General features: G+C 73.2%; 15 protein-coding genes and 1 riboswitch. Of the genes, 9 read left to right on the top strand and 6 right to left on the bottom strand.

Annotated elements, in window-relative coordinates; all coding sequences use genetic code 11:
- Positions 1 to 94: 94 nt before the first annotated feature.
- From IA22_RS0125795 to IA22_RS0125780, 4 genes are read left to right on the top strand one after another with little or no spacing between them, the layout of a single operon-like run.
- Entirely contained in the window at positions 95 to 1,360 is a 1,266-nt protein-coding gene (locus IA22_RS0125795) for an NAD(P)/FAD-dependent oxidoreductase (RefSeq protein WP_030124991.1), read from the top strand.
- The gene (locus IA22_RS0125790) at positions 1,357 to 2,562 is read left to right on the top strand and encodes a lycopene cyclase family protein (protein ID WP_030124990.1); all 1,206 of its coding nucleotides are present in this window, start codon (positions 1,357 to 1,359) and stop codon (positions 2,560 to 2,562) included. Before IA22_RS0125795 ends, IA22_RS0125790 begins: the two co-directional genes overlap by 4 nt.
- Positions 2,562 to 3,296, top strand: coding sequence for a methyltransferase domain-containing protein (locus tag IA22_RS0125785; protein WP_014152492.1), 735 nt, complete (start codon positions 2,562 to 2,564; stop codon positions 3,294 to 3,296). The genes IA22_RS0125790 and IA22_RS0125785 overlap by 1 nt, the downstream gene beginning before the upstream one ends.
- Positions 3,293 to 4,855 carry an FAD-dependent oxidoreductase gene (locus IA22_RS0125780; RefSeq protein ID WP_030124989.1) on the top strand — a complete coding sequence of 521 codons (1,563 nt, stop codon included), beginning with the start codon at positions 3,293 to 3,295 and terminating at the stop codon, positions 4,853 to 4,855. The genes IA22_RS0125785 and IA22_RS0125780 overlap by 4 nt, the downstream gene beginning before the upstream one ends.
- 3 nt (positions 4,856 to 4,858) lie before the next feature.
- Here IA22_RS0125780 and IA22_RS0125775 read toward each other — a convergent pair whose 3' ends face one another.
- From IA22_RS0125775 to IA22_RS0125755, 5 genes are all read right to left on the bottom strand, one after another.
- On the bottom strand, positions 4,859 to 5,866 hold the full coding sequence (locus IA22_RS0125775) for a DUF5914 domain-containing protein (RefSeq protein WP_030124988.1): 1,008 nt from the start codon (positions 5,864 to 5,866) through the stop codon (positions 4,859 to 4,861).
- Positions 5,863 to 6,849 (bottom strand): phytoene/squalene synthase family protein, encoded by a 987-nt coding sequence (locus IA22_RS0125770; RefSeq protein ID WP_030124987.1) that lies wholly within the window; start codon positions 6,847 to 6,849, stop codon positions 5,863 to 5,865. The genes IA22_RS0125775 and IA22_RS0125770 overlap by 4 nt, the downstream gene beginning before the upstream one ends.
- The gene (gene crtI, locus IA22_RS0125765) at positions 6,846 to 8,384 is read right to left on the bottom strand and encodes a phytoene desaturase family protein (protein ID WP_030124986.1); all 1,539 of its coding nucleotides are present in this window, start codon (positions 8,382 to 8,384) and stop codon (positions 6,846 to 6,848) included. Before crtI ends, IA22_RS0125770 begins: the two co-directional genes overlap by 4 nt.
- Positions 8,381 to 9,559, bottom strand: a complete 1,179-nt coding sequence (locus tag IA22_RS0125760; protein WP_030124985.1) for a polyprenyl synthetase family protein — start codon at positions 9,557 to 9,559, stop codon at positions 8,381 to 8,383. Before IA22_RS0125760 ends, crtI begins: the two co-directional genes overlap by 4 nt.
- A 162-nt stretch (positions 9,560 to 9,721) precedes the next feature.
- Complete coding sequence (locus IA22_RS0125755; protein ID WP_014152498.1) at positions 9,722 to 10,210, bottom strand: carboxymuconolactone decarboxylase family protein; 489 nt, start codon at positions 10,208 to 10,210, stop codon at positions 9,722 to 9,724.
- A 123-nt stretch (positions 10,211 to 10,333) separates the two neighbouring features.
- Here IA22_RS0125755 and IA22_RS0125750 point away from each other — a divergent pair, with 123 nt between their 5' ends.
- Both IA22_RS0125750 and IA22_RS0125745 read left to right on the top strand, forming a co-directional pair.
- The gene (locus tag IA22_RS0125750) at positions 10,334 to 11,311 is read left to right on the top strand and encodes a pirin family protein (protein WP_030124984.1); all 978 of its coding nucleotides are present in this window, start codon (positions 10,334 to 10,336) and stop codon (positions 11,309 to 11,311) included.
- The gene (locus IA22_RS0125745; protein WP_015580013.1) at positions 11,308 to 11,646 is read left to right on the top strand and encodes a GNAT family N-acetyltransferase; all 339 of its coding nucleotides are present in this window, start codon (positions 11,308 to 11,310) and stop codon (positions 11,644 to 11,646) included. Before IA22_RS0125750 ends, IA22_RS0125745 begins: the two co-directional genes overlap by 4 nt.
- 21 nt (positions 11,647 to 11,667) lie before the next feature.
- Here the strand turns inward: IA22_RS0125745 and IA22_RS0125740 are convergent, their stop codons facing one another.
- Positions 11,668 to 13,206, bottom strand: a complete 1,539-nt coding sequence (locus tag IA22_RS0125740) for a glycoside hydrolase family 43 protein (protein ID WP_030124983.1) — start codon at positions 13,204 to 13,206, stop codon at positions 11,668 to 11,670.
- 453 nt (positions 13,207 to 13,659) lie between these two features.
- Here IA22_RS0125740 and IA22_RS0125735 point away from each other — a divergent pair, with 453 nt between their 5' ends.
- The 3 genes from IA22_RS0125735 (at position 13,660) to metE (ending at position 19,323) form a co-directional block, all read left to right on the top strand.
- Positions 13,660 to 15,555 (top strand): ABC transporter ATP-binding protein, encoded by a 1,896-nt coding sequence (locus tag IA22_RS0125735; protein ID WP_051694844.1) that lies wholly within the window; start codon positions 13,660 to 13,662, stop codon positions 15,553 to 15,555.
- Between the two features lie 99 nt (positions 15,556 to 15,654).
- Positions 15,655 to 16,551 (top strand): polysaccharide deacetylase family protein, encoded by an 897-nt coding sequence (locus IA22_RS0125730; RefSeq protein ID WP_038273003.1) that lies wholly within the window; start codon positions 15,655 to 15,657, stop codon positions 16,549 to 16,551.
- 73 nt (positions 16,552 to 16,624) lie between these two features.
- Positions 16,625 to 16,845, top strand: a riboswitch (cobalamin riboswitch).
- A 159-nt stretch (positions 16,846 to 17,004) separates the two neighbouring features.
- Positions 17,005 to 19,323 carry a 5-methyltetrahydropteroyltriglutamate--homocysteine S-methyltransferase gene (metE, locus tag IA22_RS0125725; protein WP_030124980.1) on the top strand — a complete coding sequence of 773 codons (2,319 nt, stop codon included), beginning with the start codon at positions 17,005 to 17,007 and terminating at the stop codon, positions 19,321 to 19,323.
- Positions 19,324 to 19,471: the final 148 nt, after the last annotated feature.

The following is a 19,471-nucleotide window of genomic DNA, read 5'->3' as shown; positions in this document are numbered from 1 at the left end:
GCGGTGTCCGTGGCGGCGGCTGGCTTCCGGGCCCGGAACGTGATCGGCTTGACAACCCGTCAGCCGCACGGGGGGACCAAGCCGAGGGGCACGGATGACGAACCGACAGCACCCACGACCGCCGGACGCCGTCGTCGTGGGCGCCGGTCTGGCGGGCCTGGCCTGCGCGCTCGACCTCATCCGCGCGGGTCTGCGCGTCGAGCTGCTGGAGGCCTCCGACGGGGTGGGGGGCCGGATGCGCACGGACCGCCGCGACGGCTTCCTGCTGGACCGTGGCTTCCAGGTCTTCAACACGTCCTACCCGCAGGTCAAGAGGCGTCTCGACCTGCGCGCCCTGCGCCTGCGCCCCTTCACCCCGGGACTCGTCGCGCGCACGTCCTCGGGGCGGGTGCGCCTCACCGACCCCACCCGGCGTCCGGGGGACGCCGGCGCGCTCCTGCCGGGGCGCGTGCTCCCCGCGCGGGACCTCGCCGCGCTGGCGGCGCTGACAGCGCGCGACGTCCTGCTCCCCGCGAAGCGTGTGGGACGGATGACCGATCGCACCGCTGCGGAGGCGCTCGTCCGCGCCGGGCTGTCGCCGCTCGCGATCGAGGACCTCCTGCGGCCGTTCCTCTCCGGGGTGTTCCTGGAGGAGGGGCTGGAGACGTCCGCACGCTTCCTGCACCTGGTCTGGCGGAGCATGGCCCGCGGCACGCTCTGCCTGCCCGCCCACGGCATCGGCGCCGTGCCGGCCCAGCTCGCCGCCGGGCTGCCGGAGGGCGCGCTCAGGCTGGACTCGGCCGTCACGGGCGTCACGGACTCCGGGGTCCTCCTGGCGGACGGCGGTGAGCGCCCCGGCGGCGCGGTCGTCGTGGCCACGGACTCCGCCACGGCGGCCCGTCTGCTGCCGGGCCTTCCGGTGCCGGACGGCCGTACGGTGACGACGTACTACCACGCGGCCGACCGGTCGCCGCTGACCGAACCCACCCTGGTCGTCGACAGCGGTCTCGCCGTCCTGAACAGCTGCGTCCTCACCGAGGTCGCCCCCTCCTACGCGCCTCGTGGCACGGCGCTCGTGTCGACCTCCGTCCTGGGATCCGGCCCGCCCGGCGGGGAGAGGACCGTCCGGGCGCGGCTGGCCGAGCTCTACGACGCGGACACGAGCACCTGGGAGATGCTGGCCGCCTACACCGTGGAGGGCGCCCTGCCCGCGATGCGGCCTCCGTGGCCGCTGAGCCGTACGACCCGTTTCGCACCGGGCAGGTACGTCTGCGGGGACCACCGGGCCACCGGGTCCGTGCAGGGAGCGCTCGCCTCCGGCAGCAGGGCGGCACGCGAGGTTCTCGCCGACCGCGCGGCCGCGCGGACCACCGGGACGTGACCGGGCACCCCCAGGAACGGGTGGACGACGCCGTCGTCGTGGGCGGCGGCGCCGCCGGGCTCTGCCTGGCCCACTGGCTGACCAGGACCGGTACGGGAGTGACCCTGGTCGAGGCGCCCGACGGACCGCTGCGCCCGGCCGAACGCACCTGGTGCTACTGGGAGGCGGGCACGGGTGAGTTCGAGGAGGCCGTCGTCGCCTCCTGGCGGAGACTGCGGGTACGGGGGCCGGACGGTGCCGTCGTCGAGTCGGACCCCGCGCCGCTGCGGTACCGCATGGTGCGCTCGGGTCCGTTCGAACGCCTGGTGCACGCCCGTCTGGCGGCGGCCCCGGCCGCCCGCGTCGTACGTGCCACGGCCCATGAGGTACGGGACGCGCCGTACGGCGCGGAGGTGCGCTGCACGGCGGCGGACGGGCGGCCGCTCGTCCTGCGCGGCAGACACGTGTTCGACTCACGGCCCGTGCGGGACACCCCGCCGCACCGCACTCTTCTCCTGCAGCACTTCCGCGGGTGGTTCGTGCGCACCGCCGTCCCCCGCTTCGACCCCGGGGTGGCCGACCTCATGGACTTCCGGGTCCCGCAGCCCGGCCACGGTCTGGCCTTCGGCTACGTCCTGCCACTGGCCGCCGACCGGGCCTTGGTCGAGTACACCGAGTTCTCCCGCGCCCCCCTCCCCACGGCCGCGTACGAGGCCTCGCTGCGGCAGTACGCCGGGGACGTCCTGGGGCTCGGGCGGTTCACCGTGGAGTCGGCCGAACAGGGCGTCATCCCCATGACCGACGCGCGGTTCCCCCGCCGGGCCGGTCGGGCGGTCTTCCGGATCGGGGCCGCCGGGGGCGCCACCCGTCCGGCGACCGGGTACACGTTCGCCGCCGTGCAGCGCCAGGGCCGAGCCGTCGCCTCGGCCCTGGGCCGTGGGCGCCCGGACGTCCCGCCGCCGCACGGCCGCAGGGCCCTCGCCATGGACGCCGTGCTGCTCCGGGCGCTGGACACGGGCCGTGTGGACGGGCCCCGGTTCTTCACCGACCTCTTCCGCCGCGTCCCCATGGAGCGGCTGCTGCGCTTCCTCGACGGCGGGAGCACGCCGTGGGAGGAGTTCGGGATCGGCCTCCGCACGCCGGTGGCACCGATGCTCCGTACCGCTGCCGAACTCCCCTTCCTCGTCCGCCGGGCCACCGGCCGATCCGAAGAGAGCCTTTGATGACCCTCCTGCGGGACCACGACCTGGCGCGCGCGTTCGACCACGCGTCGCTCACCTACGACCGGCTCACCGCGCTGAATCCCGGCTACCGCTCCGATCTCCTGCGCTCGGCGCACCGCCTGCGGCTGCCGCGCGGCGGAAGGGGACTGCGCCTGCTCGACCTCGGCTGCGGAACGGGCGCGTCCACACGGGCGCTGCTGCGGGCGGCCCCGTACGCCCGGATCACCGCGGTCGACGCCTCGGCGGGCATGCTGGAGCGGGCACGTGCCAAGCGCTGGCCGGCGAACGTCCGCTTCCTGCACCGGTCCGCGGAGGAGCTGCCCACGACCGACGACGACGGTTCCTACGACGCCGTGTTCGCCGCCTACCTCTTCCGCAACGTCGCCGAGCCCGGCGAGGTCCTCCGGGCCGTGCGCGCCCTGTTGCGTCCCGGCGGCCGTCTGCTCGCCCACGAGTACAGCCTCAGCGGCTCTCGCGTGCACCGGGCCGTGTGGAACACGGTCTGCCGCGGTGTGATCGTCCCGGCGGGCACGCTGACGGGTGACCGGGAGCTGTACCACCACCTCTGGCGCAGTGTCCTCGCGTTCGACACGGCGCCCGCCTTCGCGCGCCGGGTCGCCCGGGCCGGGTTCCCCTTCGTGCGGACCGTTCCCGTCGGCGGCTGGCAGACGGGGATCGTGCACGCGTTCCTCGCCCGGAACGGCGCGGATCCCGTCCGGACCGATGCCGCGTGAGCGCGCGTGGAGGACGTCCCGGGGCCGCCCGGCACGGACGTGACCGACGGGCCGAGGTGATCGTGCCGGAGCCGGGCCGCGAGCGCTTCACCGGCGACGCCCCGTCGGCCGCGGTGATCGGCGGAGGTGTCGCCGGTCTCGCGGCGGCGACGGCCCTTGCCGAGCGCGGCGTCCGCGTGACGCTGTACGAGCAGGGCGAGTCCCTCGGCGGCCGTCTGGCCGGATGGCCCGTCCGTCTGGGCGACGGGTCCTCGGCGACGATGAGCCGCGGATTCCATGCCTTCTTCCGCCAGTACTACAACCTGCGCGGGCTGTTGCGTCGTACGGACCCCACTCTGTCCATGCTCACACCGCTGCCGGACTACCCGCTCCTGCACCGGAACGGCATGGCGGACGGTTTCGCCCGCGTGCCGAGGACCCCGCCGTGGAGCGCGCTCGGATTCGTCGCGCTCAGCCCGTCGTTCGGCCTGCGCGACCTCGCGGCGATGAACCCCCGCGAGGCGCTGCCCCTCCTGGACGTGCGGGTCCCCGAGGTGTACGAGCGGTTCGACGGGGTCGGTGCCGAGGACTTCCTGCGGCGGATCGGCTTCCCCGAGGCCGCGCGCCATCTCGCCTTCGAGGTGTTCTCCCGCAGCTTCTTCGCCGACCCGCGGGAGCTGTCCGCCGCCGAACTGCTGCTGATGTTCCACATCTACTTCCTCGGGTCGTCCGAGGGGCTCCTCTTCGACGTGCCGCGCGAGCCGTTCCCGCAGGCCCTCTGGGAACCTCTCGGCGGCCACCTGCGAGGGCTCGGCGCCCAGGTGCGCACGGGAACCCCGGTCCACCGCGTCCGCCCGGCCACCGGAGGGGACCTGACCGTGGAGACCGAGGGCGCCGTGGACCGCCACCAGGCGGTGGTCCTGGCGCTGGACACGCAGGGCCTGCGTCATGTCGTCGGTGCGTCGGAGCAGTTGGGGGACGCGTCCTGGCGGGCCGGTGTCGAGTCCCTGCGTACGGCGCCGCCGTTCCTCGTGTCCCGGCTGTGGCTCGACCGCCCGGTGCGCGAGGACCGGCCGGGGTTCCTCGGCACCAGTGGGTTCGACGGGCTCGACAACATCAGCGTCCTCGACCGCTGGGAGGGCGAATCGGCTCGCTGGGCCGCGCGGACGGGCGGTTCGGTGGTCGAACTGCACGCCTACGCCGTCGACGGCGGCACGGAACGCGAGAAGGTCCAGCGCCGGATGCTCGACCGGCTGAACGAGATCTATCCCGAGACCGCGGCAGCACGGATCGTGGACGTCCGCCACGAGTGGCGTGACGACTGCCCCGTGTTCTCCGTGGGCGGCTACCGCCACCGGCCGGCCGTGCGCACACCTCATCCCCGTGTGACCCTCGCCGGCGACATGGTCCGCACCGGTCTCCCCGTGGCTCTGATGGAGCGCGCGGCGACCTCGGGCTTCCTGGCCGCCAACGCCCTGCTCGCGGGCTGGGGCATCCGGGGCCAGGTCCTGTGGACCGTCCCGCGTGCCGGTCGCTCCCGGGTACTGCGTACCCTCGCGGGGCGGTTCGCGGCGCCCTGACGCTCAGCCGGGGAAGCGCCCGGTGCTCCGCAGCGACCAGCGGCGCTCGGCGTACGCCAGGTCGTCCCGCCAGAGCCGGCCCGCGGTCCGGCGCATCAACGGGCGCAGGACGGGAGCCGCCGCGCGTGCCAGGGCGAATCCTCGCCGGTCCGAGGCGGCGACGACGGCCTCGACGACCGCGGTCCTCGGCTCCGCCGCGCCGGGTGCGGTGAGCGGCGTGGCATGGGTCTCCACGACCGAACCGGTGCCCTCGCCGTCGGTGATGTGCATGACCACGGTGCGCGGTCCGGGCGCGGTGAACTCCGCCCGGACCGGCACCACCAACCGGCCCGCGACCTTGAACGAGACGTCGACGGCGAACGCGTCGTCCTCGCCGTCCTCCGGGGTGCCGGCCACCCTCAGACCGACGAACGCGTACGGGTGGAACCAGGAGCCGTGCCAGGGGTCGAGGCGGTTCGCGACGACGTCCTCGGGTTCGCACCTGCCCACAGCGGTGTACACCGCGTCGACGGCCGCTCCCGGCAGGGGCCTCGCCGGGACGACCGGGCGGTCCAGCGGGGTCTCGCCACCGGCCCGGTCCAGCCTCACCCAGACCAGCACCCCGTCGTCGTGCAGCGGATAGGGCTCCCAGCCGGCGAACGGGCCGCCGTCCAGGCCGAGTCCGTGCCAGCGGCACAGGAGCGTCCCGCACGCCACCCGGCCTTCCCGCAGCGGCGCGCCCAGATGGGGGCATTCCCCCGGCCCCGCGCGCAGCTCTCCGTCCCCCGTCCGCCACAGGACGACCTCCGTCCCGGCGATCGTGCGGCCGTAGGGGCGGTCCCGTGCCTCCAGCTCCCGGGACGCGCCGACGACGTACCAGTTGCCGGACGGCCGGGCGGCGGACCGCTTCAGTGCCTCGGCGATCACGGCGGGCTTCGCCTCGCGCCAGGTCGGAGCCTGCCGGTCCCAGCGGGGCACGCGCCGTACCCGTAGCGGTGACGTCCACATCGTCCTTGCCCGGGGGCCGTTCATCGCAGGGAGCCCTCCGCCCCGGCGACCACGCCCGGCTCCGGGGCGGTCGTCCGCGTCCGCACCCGTGCCCCCAGGATCCGGGCGAGCCCGGCCGCGGCGACGACGGCCCGCCGGCGGCGCGGCACCACGGAACGGCGGTGCACGACCCGGTAGTCGTCGGCGGCGACCGCGTCAAGGATCCCCTGGTACAGGACGAACGCGGTACGGATGCAGGGCCGTACGCGGGGCTCCAGCATGGCGATGCCGGGCTCCGCCTCCCGGTACACGGTCCGGATCACCGCGTCGGCCTCGAAGAAGGCGTTCCGGATGCGCGGGTCGTGCCGTCCGGTGCGGCGGCTCCACTCCAGGAGAGGCCGGTCCACCCCGTGGGCGGCGAGCAGGTCCGCGGGCAGGTAGACGCGTCCGCGGTCCAGGTCCTCGCCCACGTCCCGGAGGAAGTTGGTCAGCTGGAAGGCGACCCCGAGTGCCGCCGCGTGCGGAGCGGCCTCCTCACGGGGCACCACCGTCCCGAGTACGGGCAGCATCTGGAGGCCGATCACCGCCGCGGAACCGTGCATGTAGGCGCGCAGGTCGGCGTACGTCGGATAGTCGGTGACGGTCAGGTCGCTGCGCATGGACGCCAGGAAGTCGGCGAACAGGCCGTGGTCGATGGCGTACCGCGCGGCGGTGTCGGCGACGGCTCTGACCACGGGCTGCCCGCCACCGCCGGTGCGCAGTCCGTGGACGAGGTCGCTCTCCAGCAGCCGCAGCAGCCGGTCGCGCTCCTCGGGTGACTGCCCGCGGTCGAGGTCGTCCACGATGTCGTCGGCCCAGCGGGCGAAGCCGTACAGCGCGTGCACGGCGCAGCGTCGTTCGACCGGCAGCAGCCGGGTGGCGAGGAAGTAGGTCCGGCCGTGCCGGGCGTTGATTTTCCGGCACCGGGCGTAGGCGTCGCGCAGGTCGGGTCCGGAGATCCCGGCGGCATCCAGTTCACGGCGGCTCATCGGCTCTGCCCTTCGAGGACGGGGGGACGGCGGCGCGCCGCCGTCGTACGGGCGAGACCGGTGATGCGGGCGGCGGCGAGCTTGCCGCTCAGCAGGACGGTCGGCACACCCACCCCCGGTGTGGTTCCGCATCCGGCGAGGACGACGTTGTCGTAGCCGCGTACGAGGTTGCGCGGCCGGAAGGGGCCGGTCTGGGCGAAGGTGTGGGACACCGAGAACGGGGTGCCCGCCGCGTGGCCCTGGGCCGTCCAGTCCGCCGGGGTGACCAGCAGCTCCCGGTCCAGGGACGAGGCGAAGCCGTGCAGCCCCCGGCGCTCCAGCACGGCCAGCAGGCTGTCCCGGTAGCGCTCGCCGAGGCCGCCGCGCCAGGTTCCCGCCGACGGGCCTGTCGTGGTGTTGGGGCACGGAGCGAGGACGTAGTGCAGGTGTCTGCCCGGGGGTGCGAGTGACGGGTCGTGCGTCGTCGGGCGGGTGATGAGCAGCGACGGGTCGCTCATGAGCCGTCCGGTCCTGGTGAGTTCGTCGAAGGTGTGCTCCCAGGCGGCACCGAAGGAGAGCGTGTGGTGTGCCAGTTCCGGCCAGGTGCGGTCCGTGCCGGCGTGCAGGACCACGGCCGACGGTGCGTGGCGGAGGGGCACGGGGCGGCGTGGCGCCCGGCCCAGGAGGCGGTGCACGACGGGCAAGTCCGGTGTCAGGACGACCGCGTCGCAGGCGATGCGTTCGCCGGAGGCCAGCCGGACGGCCCGCACCCGTCCCGCCGAGCGTTCCAGGGCCTCGACCTCCGCGGACCATCTGAACTCACCCCCGGCGTCGGCGGCCGCGTCCGCCATCGCGCGGGGCAGCGCGTTCATGCCGCCCTTCGGGAACCAGACTCCCGCGACCGTGTCCATGTAGGCGATGACGGCGTAGGCGGCGAGAGCGCGGGCCGGGGCGACTCCCGCGTAGAGCGCCTGGAAGGAGAAGACCCGGCGCAGCCGCGGGTCGCTGAGGAATCTGCCGATCTGCGGATCGAGCCGCCCGAAGCCCCCCAGGGCGGCGAGCCGGGCGAGATCCGGGTGCAGGAGCTGGAACGGCGAGTCGAAGTTGGTGTCGATGAAGCGGCTCATCTGCGCCCGGTACAACCGCTCCAGCCAGCGCCGCAGCCGGCGGTAGCCGGCCGCTTCCGCGTCCCCGGCGAAGCTGCGTACCTCGGCTTCCATGGCGTCGCCGTCCGTGTGTACGTCGATCCCGGTGCCGTCGGCGAACCGGGCCCGGTAGGCGGGGTGGAGCGGGATCAGCTCGACGCGCCGGTGGAGACTGTCGCCGACGGCGGCGAACGCCTCGTCGGCGAGATGGGGCATGGTCAGCACCGTCGGTCCGGTGTCGACCCGGTAGCCGCCGAGTTCCAGCCGTCCCGCGCGGCCGCCGGGTCCGGCGTCCCGTTCCACGAGGGTCACCCGGCGTCCCGCACCGAGCAGATGCAGTGCGGCGGCGAGACCGGACAGACCGGCCCCGACGACCACCACGTGGTCCGTGGCGCCCGGCACGGTCCTCATGCGCCCTCCCCGCCGGGGACGGGGTGGGGAGCGGCGGTGCCCGCGGCCCGTGCCACGAGCGCGGCGAACTCCTCCTGCGCGCGGTCGTCCGCCCCCGTGTCCGCGAAGTGGCGAAGACTCGACGCGGAGAGGCGGGCGATCTCCTCCTCGACCGCCGCCCGCGCGCCCGTGCGTTCCAGTGCGGCGCGCATCCGGTCGGCCGTTCCGCCACCGGGTTCCGGCCCCTGGTGACCGAGTACGGCCAGTGCGTCGGTGTCGCCCGACTCGCCGGCGAGACGGAGAGCGGCCGCGAGGAGGCCGGTGAGCTTACGGGTCCTCAGGTCCTCGTCCGCGGGCTTCCCTGTGACGGCGGGGTCCCCGAACGCTCCCAGCAGGTCGTCGTGGAGCTGGAAGGCGAGTCCGGCGCACCGTCCGGCGGACCGCAGCGCGTCCATGACGGGGGCACCGGCCCCTGCCAGGCAGGCGCCGAGCGCGAGCGGCCGTTCCACGGTGTAGAGCGCGCTCTTGAGCGTCGCGATGTTCCTGGCCTGGGTCTCGTCGGAGGAGCCGGTCGCCTGGGCCCGCATGTCGAGGTACTGCCCTGCGACCATCTCGCCGCGCATCGCCTGCCATTCCCTGTGCAGGTGGCCGCCGTACGGGGAACTCAGAGCGGTCTCGGTCAGCAGGTCGTCGGCCCACACCAGGGCCAGGTCCCCGGCCAGGACCGCCGCCGTGGCGGAGTAGGAGGTGGCGGAGCCGCGCATGCGGCCTTCCCGGTGCAGGCGCGCGAACTGCGCGTGCACGGCGGGAGCGCCCCGGCGCACCGGCGATTCGTCCATGACGTCGTCGTGGACGAGCGCGCAGGCCTGCAGCAGTTCGAGTGCGGCACCGACGCGCAGAGGGGTGCCGGGGTCGCCGGATCCTCCTGCCGCCAGCCACCCGCATCGGAGGAAGGCCGTCCGCAGCCGTTTGCCGCCCTGCAGGACGAACGCTGCGACCCGGGACGCCACCTCGTCGGCGAACACGGCGTCCGTCCGACGGGCCTCGCCCAGCCTGGTGCGCAGGTGCTCCACAAGGACGGCGTCGACCGCTGCCGCCGTTCCGCCGACCGTGTCCGGGACACAGTGGCCCCCCGTGCCGGGCTCGGGGCCGGCACCCCCGCCGGTGCCTGCCCGCATCGCCCCTGGACCGAGCATGGACAGCCCCTTTCGCTCGGTTGTCCGCTTCCGCGTCCACCGGTGTTTCCGGCCGCGAGGACCGCGGATGTGTCTATGCCTGCCCTGCGTACGGCGGGGGCGCAGCGGAGTTCACCCGAACGGCGGGCAGCGGGATTCGGAAGGGCCGAGTCTCAGGTCACCTCACTGCCGGGGAACGCCGCGCACGGGGTGCTTGCTCATGATCGAGACCCGGTTGAAGGCGTTGATGGTGACGGCGACCCAGATCACGGCCGAGATCTCGTCCTCGGAGAGGGTCCGGCGTGCCGTGGCGTAGGCGTCCTCCTGGAGGGCGGCGTCGGCGGGGTGTGTCGTCGCCTCGGCGAGGGCGAGTGCGGCACGCTCCTGGGTGGTGAACACCTCGGTGTCGCGCCAGGCGGCCAGCACGCCCAGCCGTCGCGTCGTCTCCCCCTCGCGCAGCGCGGCCCGCGTGTGGACGTCCAGGCAGTAGGCGCACCCGTTCATCTGCGACACCCGCAGGTTGACCAGTTCGACCAGAGTGCGCTCCAGCCCCGCTTCCTGGGCGACCGCGCGCACCGCTTCGGCCGTGGCGGTCAGCGCGTGGTAGGCCTTCGGGCTCCGCTTGTCCACGTAGACCCGCTTGTGCGCACGATCCGCCTCCGTACCGTTCACCCTGGACTCCTCACCGGGGCGTGCCGCCCCTCGTCGTGCCGTGGCCGCCCGAGCGGGCGCCGACGTATGATCAAGCATGATTGTTGAACATGTAAGCATCTTTCTCGCGGCGGGGGGTCCGCGATGAGCGGTGTGGACACGGACCGGGTCGCACCGGAGACGGGCCCCGGCCCCGGCGTCGAGGTCCTCACACCCAGGGACGTCCCGCTGGGCGGCCCGAGGGCGATGACGGTGCGGCGTACGCTGCCGCAGCGGGCCAGGACGCTCATCGGGGCCTGGTGCTTCATCGACCACTACGGCCCGGACGACGTCGCGGAGACGGGCGGGATGGATGTGGCTCCGCATCCGCACATCGGGCTGCAGACGGTCAGCTGGTTGTTCAGCGGGGAGATCGAGCACCGCGACAGCCTGGGCAGTCACGCCTTCGTACGCCCCGGTGAACTGAACCTCATGACCGGTGGCCACGGCATCAGCCACACCGAGGTCTCCACTCCCGGCACCGCACTCCTGCACGGCGTCCAGCTGTGGGTGGCACTCCCCGACGCGCACCGGCACACCGGCCGCGACTTCCGGCACCACGTACCGGCACCCGTCCACCTGGACGGAGCGGTGATCCGGGTGTTCCTCGGCTCACTCGCCGGGGACACCTCGCCGGTCCCGGCCTTCACTCCTCTGCTCGGCGCCGAGATCGTCCTCGAACCGCGGACCACCACGACGCTCGACATCGATCCGGCCTTCGAGCACGGCCTCCTCGTCGACCAGGGCAGCGTCCGTCTGGACGGAACGCTGCTGCGCGGTGCCGAGCTCGGCTACACCGCGACGGGGAACCGCACGATGACCCTGGCCAACGAGACGGACGTCCCCGCGCGGGCCGTCCTCGTGGGCGGAACGCCGTTCGAGGAACGGATCGTCATGTGGTGGAATTTCGTCGGCCGCACGCACGAGGACATCGTCGAGGCACGCCAGGACTGGGAGGCCTCCTCCGACCGCTTCGGCCACGTCGACGGCTACCCCGGCGCCCGCATCCCCGCTCCGGCCCTCCCGAACGCCACCATCGCACCGCGTGGCAACCCGACCCGCCCGAAAGGCAGCACACGATGACCCAGGCCGACACCCCCCTCGTCCGGAACGTGGACGCCCGGCACCGCTACGAGATCCTGGCCGGCGAGGTGACGGCGGGCTTCACCGCCTACCGCGACCGCGACGGGCAGCGCGTCTTCTTCCACACCGAGATCGACGACGCCTTCGCGGGCCAGGGCCTTGCCTCCGTCCTCGTGCAGGAGGCCCTGAGCCATGTGCGGGACACGGGCAGGCGGATCGTGCCGGTCTGCCCGTACGTGGCGAAGTTCCTCAAGAAGCACGAGGAGTTCGCCGACATCACCGACCCGGTCACCCCCGAGGTCCTGCAGTGGCTGGACACCGCTCTGGCCCGCTGACCCCCGGCCGGGGGCGGGTCCTCAGGCCGGCCGCAGCTCGAACCAGTCGAAGGCCGCTTCGCCCCGGGTGGCGTACATGCCGATGACTCTGCCGGTGAAGCCGCCCGCGACCTCGGTGGTCAGGTAACGGCCGTCGAGTTCGGCGAGGACCTCCACGTGGCCGTCCTCGGTCTCGTAACCGAGGCGGAGGGTGTCCGGGCCTCCGACGCGGAGGCCGGAGGGGGCCTCCGCGTCGGGGTCCGCGGGACGTACCGTGACGGTGGGCGGCAGGACGTCCTCGGTGGTCACGTCGACCCGCAGCGTCAACGGTCCTGCGGGCACCCTCCGTTCGGCGACCGTCGTACGGGACGGGCCGATGCGGGCGACCGCCCGCACGGTGCCGCCCTCCACCTCGACCTGGTAGTGGTGCGCCTCGTCCAGCCTCACGGCGATCCCGCCCCGGCCCTCGTCACCGACGTCGATCCGCGTCCGTGCGACGCAGTCAGCGTCCCGCTGGCGTCGTCCCACGAACAGCGCTCCGGGCCTGTCCATGCCGTCCGCACGGGCGCGCAGCACCAGGTGGCCGGGGCGGTCTCCGAGGCGTACTGCGTCCGGGTCCTGCCGCCTGAGCGAGACCCAGCAGGGCGCCAGGGCGGGCGCGTCGAAGTCGTCGCGGTGCGGCTCGGCGGGCCAGGCGTGCGGGGCGAGCCGCGGTGCCTCCGCGCGGAGTTCCAGCGGTCCCGGCAGCGGCCACTCGTCCTCCCACCGCACCGGCACCAGGAACGTCTCCCGGCCCATGCCGTGGAACTTCGGGGTGTCACCGCGGGGCCGGGTGCCCAGCAGCACCATCCACCAGGTGTCGTCGTGCGCCCTCACCAGATCACCGTGCCCGGTGTTCTGCACCGGGTGGCCCGTACTGCGGTGGGACAGCACCGGGTTGTCCGGGTGCGGTTCGAACGGTCCGGGCAGCGAGCGGGCCCTGGCCACCGACATCGCGTGCCCGCGTTCCGTCCCGCCCTCCGACAGGAGCAGATACCACCAGTCACCGATCCGGTAGAGATGCGGGCCCTCGGGGTACTGGAGCCCGCTGCCCGACCACATCTCCACCGGCTCGCCCAGCAGTTCGCCCGTCTCCGGATCGATGCGCACCCCGCGGATCCCGCCGTGGGAGAACACGCACCAGCAGTTCCCCTCGTCGTCCCAGGCCAGATCGGGGTCGATGCCGGGAATGCCGACCGGCACGGGTTCCGACCACGGACCGGCGGGGTCCTCGGCGGTGACCAGGATGTTGCCCGCACCGGCCACCACCGTCGTGATCATCCAGAAGCGGCCGTCGTGGTACCGCAGCGTGGGGGCGTACACCCCGCACGAGGACGGGGCGTCGTCGGGCAGCGTCAGCTGTGACGGGCGGTCCAGCGCGTGCCCGATCAACCGCCAGTGCACGAGGTCCCTGCTGTGCCACAGCGGTACGCCGGGCACGTACTCGAAGCTGGACGTCGCCACGTAGTAGTCCTCGCCCACGCGGCAGATGCTCGGATCCGGACTGAAGCCGGGTATCACGGGATTGTCGAAGAACGCCATGATCTGTCCTCGGGGGCTCGGGCCAGGACCGTGTCCCACGGTCATGATCGTTGAAGCGCTTCGAAGATGGCAGTCGGCGGTTGGGCTGTCAATAGAGTCGACCGGAAGGGATTTCGAGACTTTCCTCGGAGTACGCGGGCAGCTGCGGCTGGCGACATCCCTCAAGGCAATTTCGAAGCGCTTCGACTTATCTGCCCCCGCGTGCTCCTCGCGGCGGCCGGCAGCGAGTGGGACGGTGGCGAAAACCTCGTGCGTCCCAGGCGTTTCAGGCATCGGCGTTTCGGCCATGCCGCGCCGCCTGCCGAAGGCCTCAGCACGGCGAAGAGGCCGCGGACACCTTGCCGTTCCCGGGGTCCGGCACGTCCTGAATCGAGCGCGTTCGAATCTCGGCGCGCGTCGTTATGCCGTGCACCGCCGGGCCGATCGGGCGCGGCACGAGACCCGCTAGGAGAGATGCAGGTGACGGTCACCGATTCCCCGGCCGCCGGCGTGGAGACGCCTCCCCCTCCGCCCCCGGCCACCATCACCTTCGAGGGCAAGCACGGCAAGAACCCCCTGGCCGAGGCCAGTTTCGGTGCGCTGTGCATGCGCCTGCCCTCGATCCTCGCGCACACCGCACGCAGGGCATGGGCCGTCGACAGGACCGGCTCCGTGCTGCTCCTGGTCTGCCAGCTCCTCACGGGCACCGCGGCCGCCCTGGTCCTCGCCTTCACCGCGCGGGCCATGACTCATCTGCTGGCCACAGGCCCGGTGTCCGAACGCCTGCACTCCGCGCTGCCCGCGCTGGCCGTGGTCGCCACCGCCGCCGGCTTCGGCCGCGTCAGTGCCGCCCTGTCCTCGTACGCGGATGCGCGGATCACCCCGCTGCTCACGACCGAGGCGGACCTCTCGCTCGTCTCCGCGGTCTGCCGTGTGGAGGCCTCCGCGTACGGCGAGGACGGGTTCGCCGACCGGCAGGAGGCCGCCGAGGTCGGTGTCACCCGGACGCGGACGATGGTGCAGGACGCCCAGCGGTTCATGGCCGCCCTCATCCGTATGGTCGCGGCGACCGGCGTCATCACGGCCCTGCACTGGATGATGCTGCCGTTGCTCCTGCTCGCCGTGCTCCCGGCGGGCCTCGGCGCCGTGCTGTCGGCACGCGTGGACTACGAGACGCACTACCACAACGTCGCGGACCGCAACGTGCGCTCCATGATGCGCTGGTGGGCCACCTACTCCCGCCACGGCGACGAGGTCCGGGCGAACGGCATGACCGGCTACCTCATCCACTGGTACCGCGCCCTGTCCGACCGCATCGACCGGCGCACCCTCACCGCGGCGCCCCGCATGCTGCGCATCGTCCTGGCGACCAGCGCCCTGGGCGGCGTGTTCCTGCTGGGCACCTGGGCCGTACTCGCCTGGCTGGCCGTCTCGGGGCGGGTCGCCCTGCCCGTCGCGGCCACCGCGGTCGTCGCCGTGCAGACCGCCCTGGCCGCCCTGTCGCAGTTCGTCGTCCACGGGGCCGCGATGTTCCACACCTCGCTCTACCTGGCGGACATGCGGTCCTTCCTCGACATGGCGGACGAGCGCGCCCCGAAGCGCGGCACGGCGACCGTGCCCGACCGGGTGGACGAGATCCGGCTCGACGAGGTCGTCCACCGGTACCCCGGCCGGGACGAACCCGCCGTGGCGGGCGTGTCGCTCACCTTGCGGCGCGGCGAGATCCTCGCGGTCGTCGGTGAGAACGGCTCGGGCAAGTCGACCTTGGCCAAGCTCATCACCGGGATCCTCCTGGCCGACAAGGGCAGGGTCCTGTGGGACGGCACCGATCTCGCCGACGCGGATCCCGAAGCCGTGTGGAGGCGCACCGCCCTCGTCCCGCAGAACTTCGCCTGCTGGCCGCTACGCGCCCGGGAGAACGTCACCCTCGGCCAGCCCAGGACCTACGACGACGGGCCGGTGTGGGAAGCCGTCGACGCCGTGGGCATGCGCGAGACGGTGGAGAAGCTGCCCCACGGGCTCGACACCCTCCTGGCCCGGGAACTCTGGGGCGGAGCCGAGCTGTCCGGCGGCCAGTGGCAGCGGCTCGCGTGTGCGCGTGCGCTGTACCGGCGCACACCCCTGCTGATCCTGGACGAACCGACGTCCCAGATGGACCCGCGTGGGGAGCACCGGATCTTCCTCGAGGTCCGGCGCATCGCCGCGGAACGTATGACGGTCGTCGTCACGCACCAGCTCGAGAACACCCGCCTGGCGGACCGTATCGTCGTCATGCGCGCGGGGCGCGTGGTCGAGCAGGGCACCTACGAGGAACTCGCTCACGCGGGAGGCCTGTTCGCCGAGCTGGTAGCCCTCGCCCAGGACAGGTAGGACGGTCCGGGTGTCCCTGCGGACGGTCCGCGCGGTCCCGTCCGCACGGGCACCCGAATCCAGGTGCGCGACCGCCGGTGCGTGGACCAGACTGCGCGCATGGACGGCATCCCCGTGGAACATCCGGACACCGCTCCCCCGCCGTGGCCGAACCAGGTCCTCGGGTTTCCGCCCGGCGCCCGCCTGTTGCTCGTCAACTGCGACGACTTCGGTATGCATCCCGCGATCAACGCCGCTGTGGTCGAGTCGATCGAGGAGGGGATCGCCGCCTCGTGCAGCCTCATGACCGTGTGTCCGGCGGCCGCCGACGCCATGCGGCTGCTCCGCCGGCACTCCGCCATCCCCTTCGGTGTCCACCTCACGCTGGTGTGCGAGTCGTCCCACCTCCGCTGGGGGCCGCTGAGCCCTGCGGACACGGTTCCCTCGCTGCTGGACCCCTCCGGCACCTTCTTCGAACCGACCCCCGCCGGCCGCGCCGCCCTGCTGGGGCGGGCGCGGACCGACGAGATCGAGACCGAGTTCCGGGCGCAGATCGACGCCGTCGCGGACGCCGGGCTCTCACCGACGCACCTCGACTTCCACTGCCTGGCCGACGGAGGGCGCGCCGACATCCTGGACCTGACCGTGGGACTGGCCGCGGAGTACGGGCTCGCCGTGCGGGTCTGGCTGGAGCCCGGGCGCCGTGAGATGCGCCGGCGAGGGCTGCCCGTCGTCGACCATGACTTCCTGGACAGTTTCTCCCTGCCGACCGAAGGCAAGGCGGAGCACTACCGACGGCTGCTCCACGACCTGCCGGCCGGGCTCAGCGAGTGGGCCGTCCACCCCGCTGCCGGCCGGGGGGCCGAGACCCTCGACGGCGGGCGGCCGGTACGCCGTACGGACCATGCGTTCCTGACATCGCCCGAGGCCCGGGAGGCCGTCGCACGGGAGGGCGTCACGGTGATCGACTATCGGGCCCTGCAACGGGTCTGGGCGCGGAACACCGATCGGGGCTGAGCCCTCGGTACGCGGACGGCGCCCGCGCCATCCGTATTCCGGAACGGGTGCACCGCGCACCCGGGCGCCCCCTAAGCTGGTGGGCGCAGCTGGTTCGCCCCGTCCGCCAGACGGGATGCGTCGCAAGAGGGAACCCGGTGGAAATCCGGGACTGCCCCGCAGCGGTGAGCGGGAACGACCGCCGTCATCACGCACTGGGTCCGACGAACCGGGCCTGGGAAGCGACGGCCACTAGGTGTCCTCTTCGAGGGCGTGCCCGCGAGTCCGAAGACCTGCCAACTGCCCGCGCTCGGACGAACCGTGCGCGGACATCCCGGTGACCTCGTGGGCGGGTCGGCGTACGTACCGGGCGGATCCGCGCGTCGCACGACGCCCTCCGCCAGGTGGGTCACCCCTTCGCGCTCCCGTCCCGTCGCCGGGATCTCAGGGATTCATCTCGCGAAGGAGATCTCCGTGACCACCGAACACACGACCGCGGCAACGCGGTCCACGGTGTACGGCTACCCCCGGCAGGGACAGAACCGGGAACTGAAGAAGGCCGTCGAAGGCTATTGGAAGGGGCGGGTCACCGCGGACGCCCTCCGCGCCACCGCCGCCGGACTGCGCCGCGACACCTGGCGGCAGCTGAGCGAGGCCGGCATCGACGAGGTCCCGACCGGGGACTTCTCCTGCTACGACCATGTGCTGGACACCAGCGTCATGGTGGGAGCCGTCCCGGACCGCCATCGCGAGGCGGTTGCCGCCGATCCGCTCGACGGGTACTTCGCGATGGCGCGCGGCACGCAGGACGCCGCACCGCTGGAGATGACCAAGTGGTTCGACACCAACTACCACTACCTGGTTCCGGAACTGGGCCCGGACACCGTCTTCGCCGCGAACTCCGCGAAGCAGGTCGCCGAACTCGACGAGGCCGTCGCCCTGGGGCTGACCGCCCGGCCCGTCCTCGTCGGCCCGGTCACCTATCTGCTCCTCGCCAAGCCCGCGCCCGGCGTCGCCGCGGACTTCGAGCCGCTCACCCTCCTGGACCGTCTGCTTCCGGTCTATGCCGAGGTCCTCGCCGATCTGCGGGCGGCCGGGGCGGAGTGGGTGCAGCTCGACGAACCCGCACTCGTCCAGGACCGCACCCCGGCCGATCTCGACGCCGTCGCCCGGGCCTACACGCAGCTCGGCGGGCTCGCCGATCGCCCCGGACTGCTCGTCGCCTCCTACTTCGACCGGCTCGGGGAAGCCCTGCCCGTCCTGGCGAGGACCCCGATCGACGGACTGGCACTCGACTTCACCGACGCCGCGGCGGCCAACCTCGACGACCTCGCGGCCGCCGGAGGACTCCCCGGCCGAAGGCTCGTCGCCGGCGTGGTCGACGGCCGCAACATCTGGATCAACGACTACGAGAAATCGCTGGCCACCCTCGCCACGCTCCTCGGCCTCGCCGGCCGGGTCGACGTCGCCACCTCCTGCTCCCTCCTGCACGTCCCCCTCGACACGGCGGCCGAGGAGGAGATCGACCCTGAGATCCTGCGCTGGCTCGCCTTCGCCCGGCAGAAGACGGCGGAGGTCGCCACCCTGGCCAGGGGACTGGCCGAGGGCACCGACGCCATCGCCGCCGAGATCGCAGCCAATCGGGCGGACCTCACCTCCCGCGCCGACTCCCCCGTCACCTACGACCCTGCCGTGCAGGCCAGGGCCGACGCCGTCACGGACGCCGACGGCCGACGCTCCCAGCCGTACGAGGTCCGGGCCGCAGCCCAGCGTGCCCACCTCGGACTTCCTCTGCTGCCGACGACCACCGTCGGTTCGTTCCCGCAGACCGATGAACTGCGCGCCGCGCGCGCCGACCTGCGCACCGGCAGGACCGACTCGGCCGGGTACGACGAGCGGATCAGGAAGGAGATCGCCGAGGTGATCTCCTACCAGGAGAGGACCGGCATCGACGTCCTCGTGCACGGCGAGCCCGAACGCAACGACATGGTGCAGTACTTCGCCGAGCGGCTGAGCGGATACCTCGCCACCCGGCACGGCTGGGTCCAGTCCTACGGCACCCGCTACGTCCGCCCACCGGTCCTGGCCGGCGACATCTCCCGCCCCGAACCGATGACGGTGGGCTGGACGACGTACGCCCAGTCGCTCACCGACCGTCCCGTCAAGGGCATGCTCACCGGCCCGGTCACCATGCTCGCCTGGTCCTTCGTCCGCGACGACCAGCCGCTCGGCGACACCGCCCGCCAGGTCGCCCTCGCCCTGCGCGACGAGGTCGACGACCTGGAATCGGCCGGCATCTCGGTCATCCAGGTGGACGAGCCCGCTCTGCGCGAGACGCTGCCGCTGCGCGCCGCCGGCCGTCCCGCCTACCTGGCCTGGGCGACCGAGGCGTTCCGGCTGTCGACGAGCGGGGTACGGCCGGACACACAGATCCACACCCACATGTGCTACGCCGAGTTCGGTGACATCGTCCAGGCCATCGACGACCTCGACGCCGACGTCATCAGCCTGGAGGCAGCCCGCTCCCACATGCAGGTGGCCCACGAATTGGCGGACCACGGCTACCCGCGTGAGGCGGGCCCCGGCGTCTACGACATCCACTCGCCCCGCGTCCCGAGTGTGCGGGAGACCGCCTCGCTGCTCCGCACGGGGCTGGCAGCCATCCCCTCGGAGCGCCTGTGGGTCAACCCGGACTGCGGGCTGAAGACCCGTGGCTGGCCGGAGACCCGCGCGTCGCTGGAGAACCTCGTGGCTGCGGCCCGCACCGTCCGCGACGAGCTCTCGGCCCACTGACGGCGAGGCTCTGCCGGGGTGCGTCCGCGCGCCCCGGCAGGGCCGGTCACAGCTGCGGACCAGGCGCCGGCGCCCGGCCGGACCATGTTTCGGCCCGGCCCGGGCCGGACACGCGAAGGGAGCGGCGGCATCGCACCGGGCGGCGGCA

This window comes from Kitasatospora papulosa (assembly GCF_000717245.1).
Classification (GTDB): Bacteria; Actinomycetota; Actinomycetes; order Streptomycetales; family Streptomycetaceae; genus Streptomyces; species Streptomyces papulosus.
This window is presented reverse-complemented; position numbering and strand designations above follow the sequence as displayed.

Bases quoted from the DNA above. Each gene is read 5' to 3' on its own strand.
- IA22_RS0125795 (WP_030124991.1), top strand. From the start codon at position 95: ATGACGAACCGACAGCACCCACGACCGCCGGACGCCGTCGTCGTGGGC.
- IA22_RS0125775 (WP_030124988.1), bottom strand. From the start codon at position 5,866: ATGAACGGCCCCCGGGCAAGGACGATGTGGACGTCACCGCTACGGGTA.
- IA22_RS0125785 (WP_014152492.1), top strand. From the start codon at position 2,562: ATGACCCTCCTGCGGGACCACGACCTGGCGCGCGCGTTCGACCACGCG.
- IA22_RS0125760 (WP_030124985.1), bottom strand. From the start codon at position 9,559: ATGCTCGGTCCAGGGGCGATGCGGGCAGGCACCGGCGGGGGTGCCGGC.
- IA22_RS0125750 (WP_030124984.1), top strand. From the start codon at position 10,334: ATGAGCGGTGTGGACACGGACCGGGTCGCACCGGAGACGGGCCCCGGC.
- IA22_RS0125770 (WP_030124987.1), bottom strand. From the start codon at position 6,849: ATGAGCCGCCGTGAACTGGATGCCGCCGGGATCTCCGGACCCGACCTG.
- IA22_RS0125740 (WP_030124983.1), bottom strand. From the start codon at position 13,206: ATGGCGTTCTTCGACAATCCCGTGATACCCGGCTTCAGTCCGGATCCG.
- IA22_RS0125745 (WP_015580013.1), top strand. From the start codon at position 11,308: ATGACCCAGGCCGACACCCCCCTCGTCCGGAACGTGGACGCCCGGCAC.
- IA22_RS0125735 (WP_051694844.1), top strand. From the start codon at position 13,660: ATGCAGGTGACGGTCACCGATTCCCCGGCCGCCGGCGTGGAGACGCCT.
- crtI (WP_030124986.1), bottom strand. From the start codon at position 8,384: ATGAGGACCGTGCCGGGCGCCACGGACCACGTGGTGGTCGTCGGGGCC.
- IA22_RS0125730 (WP_038273003.1), top strand. From the start codon at position 15,655: ATGGACGGCATCCCCGTGGAACATCCGGACACCGCTCCCCCGCCGTGG.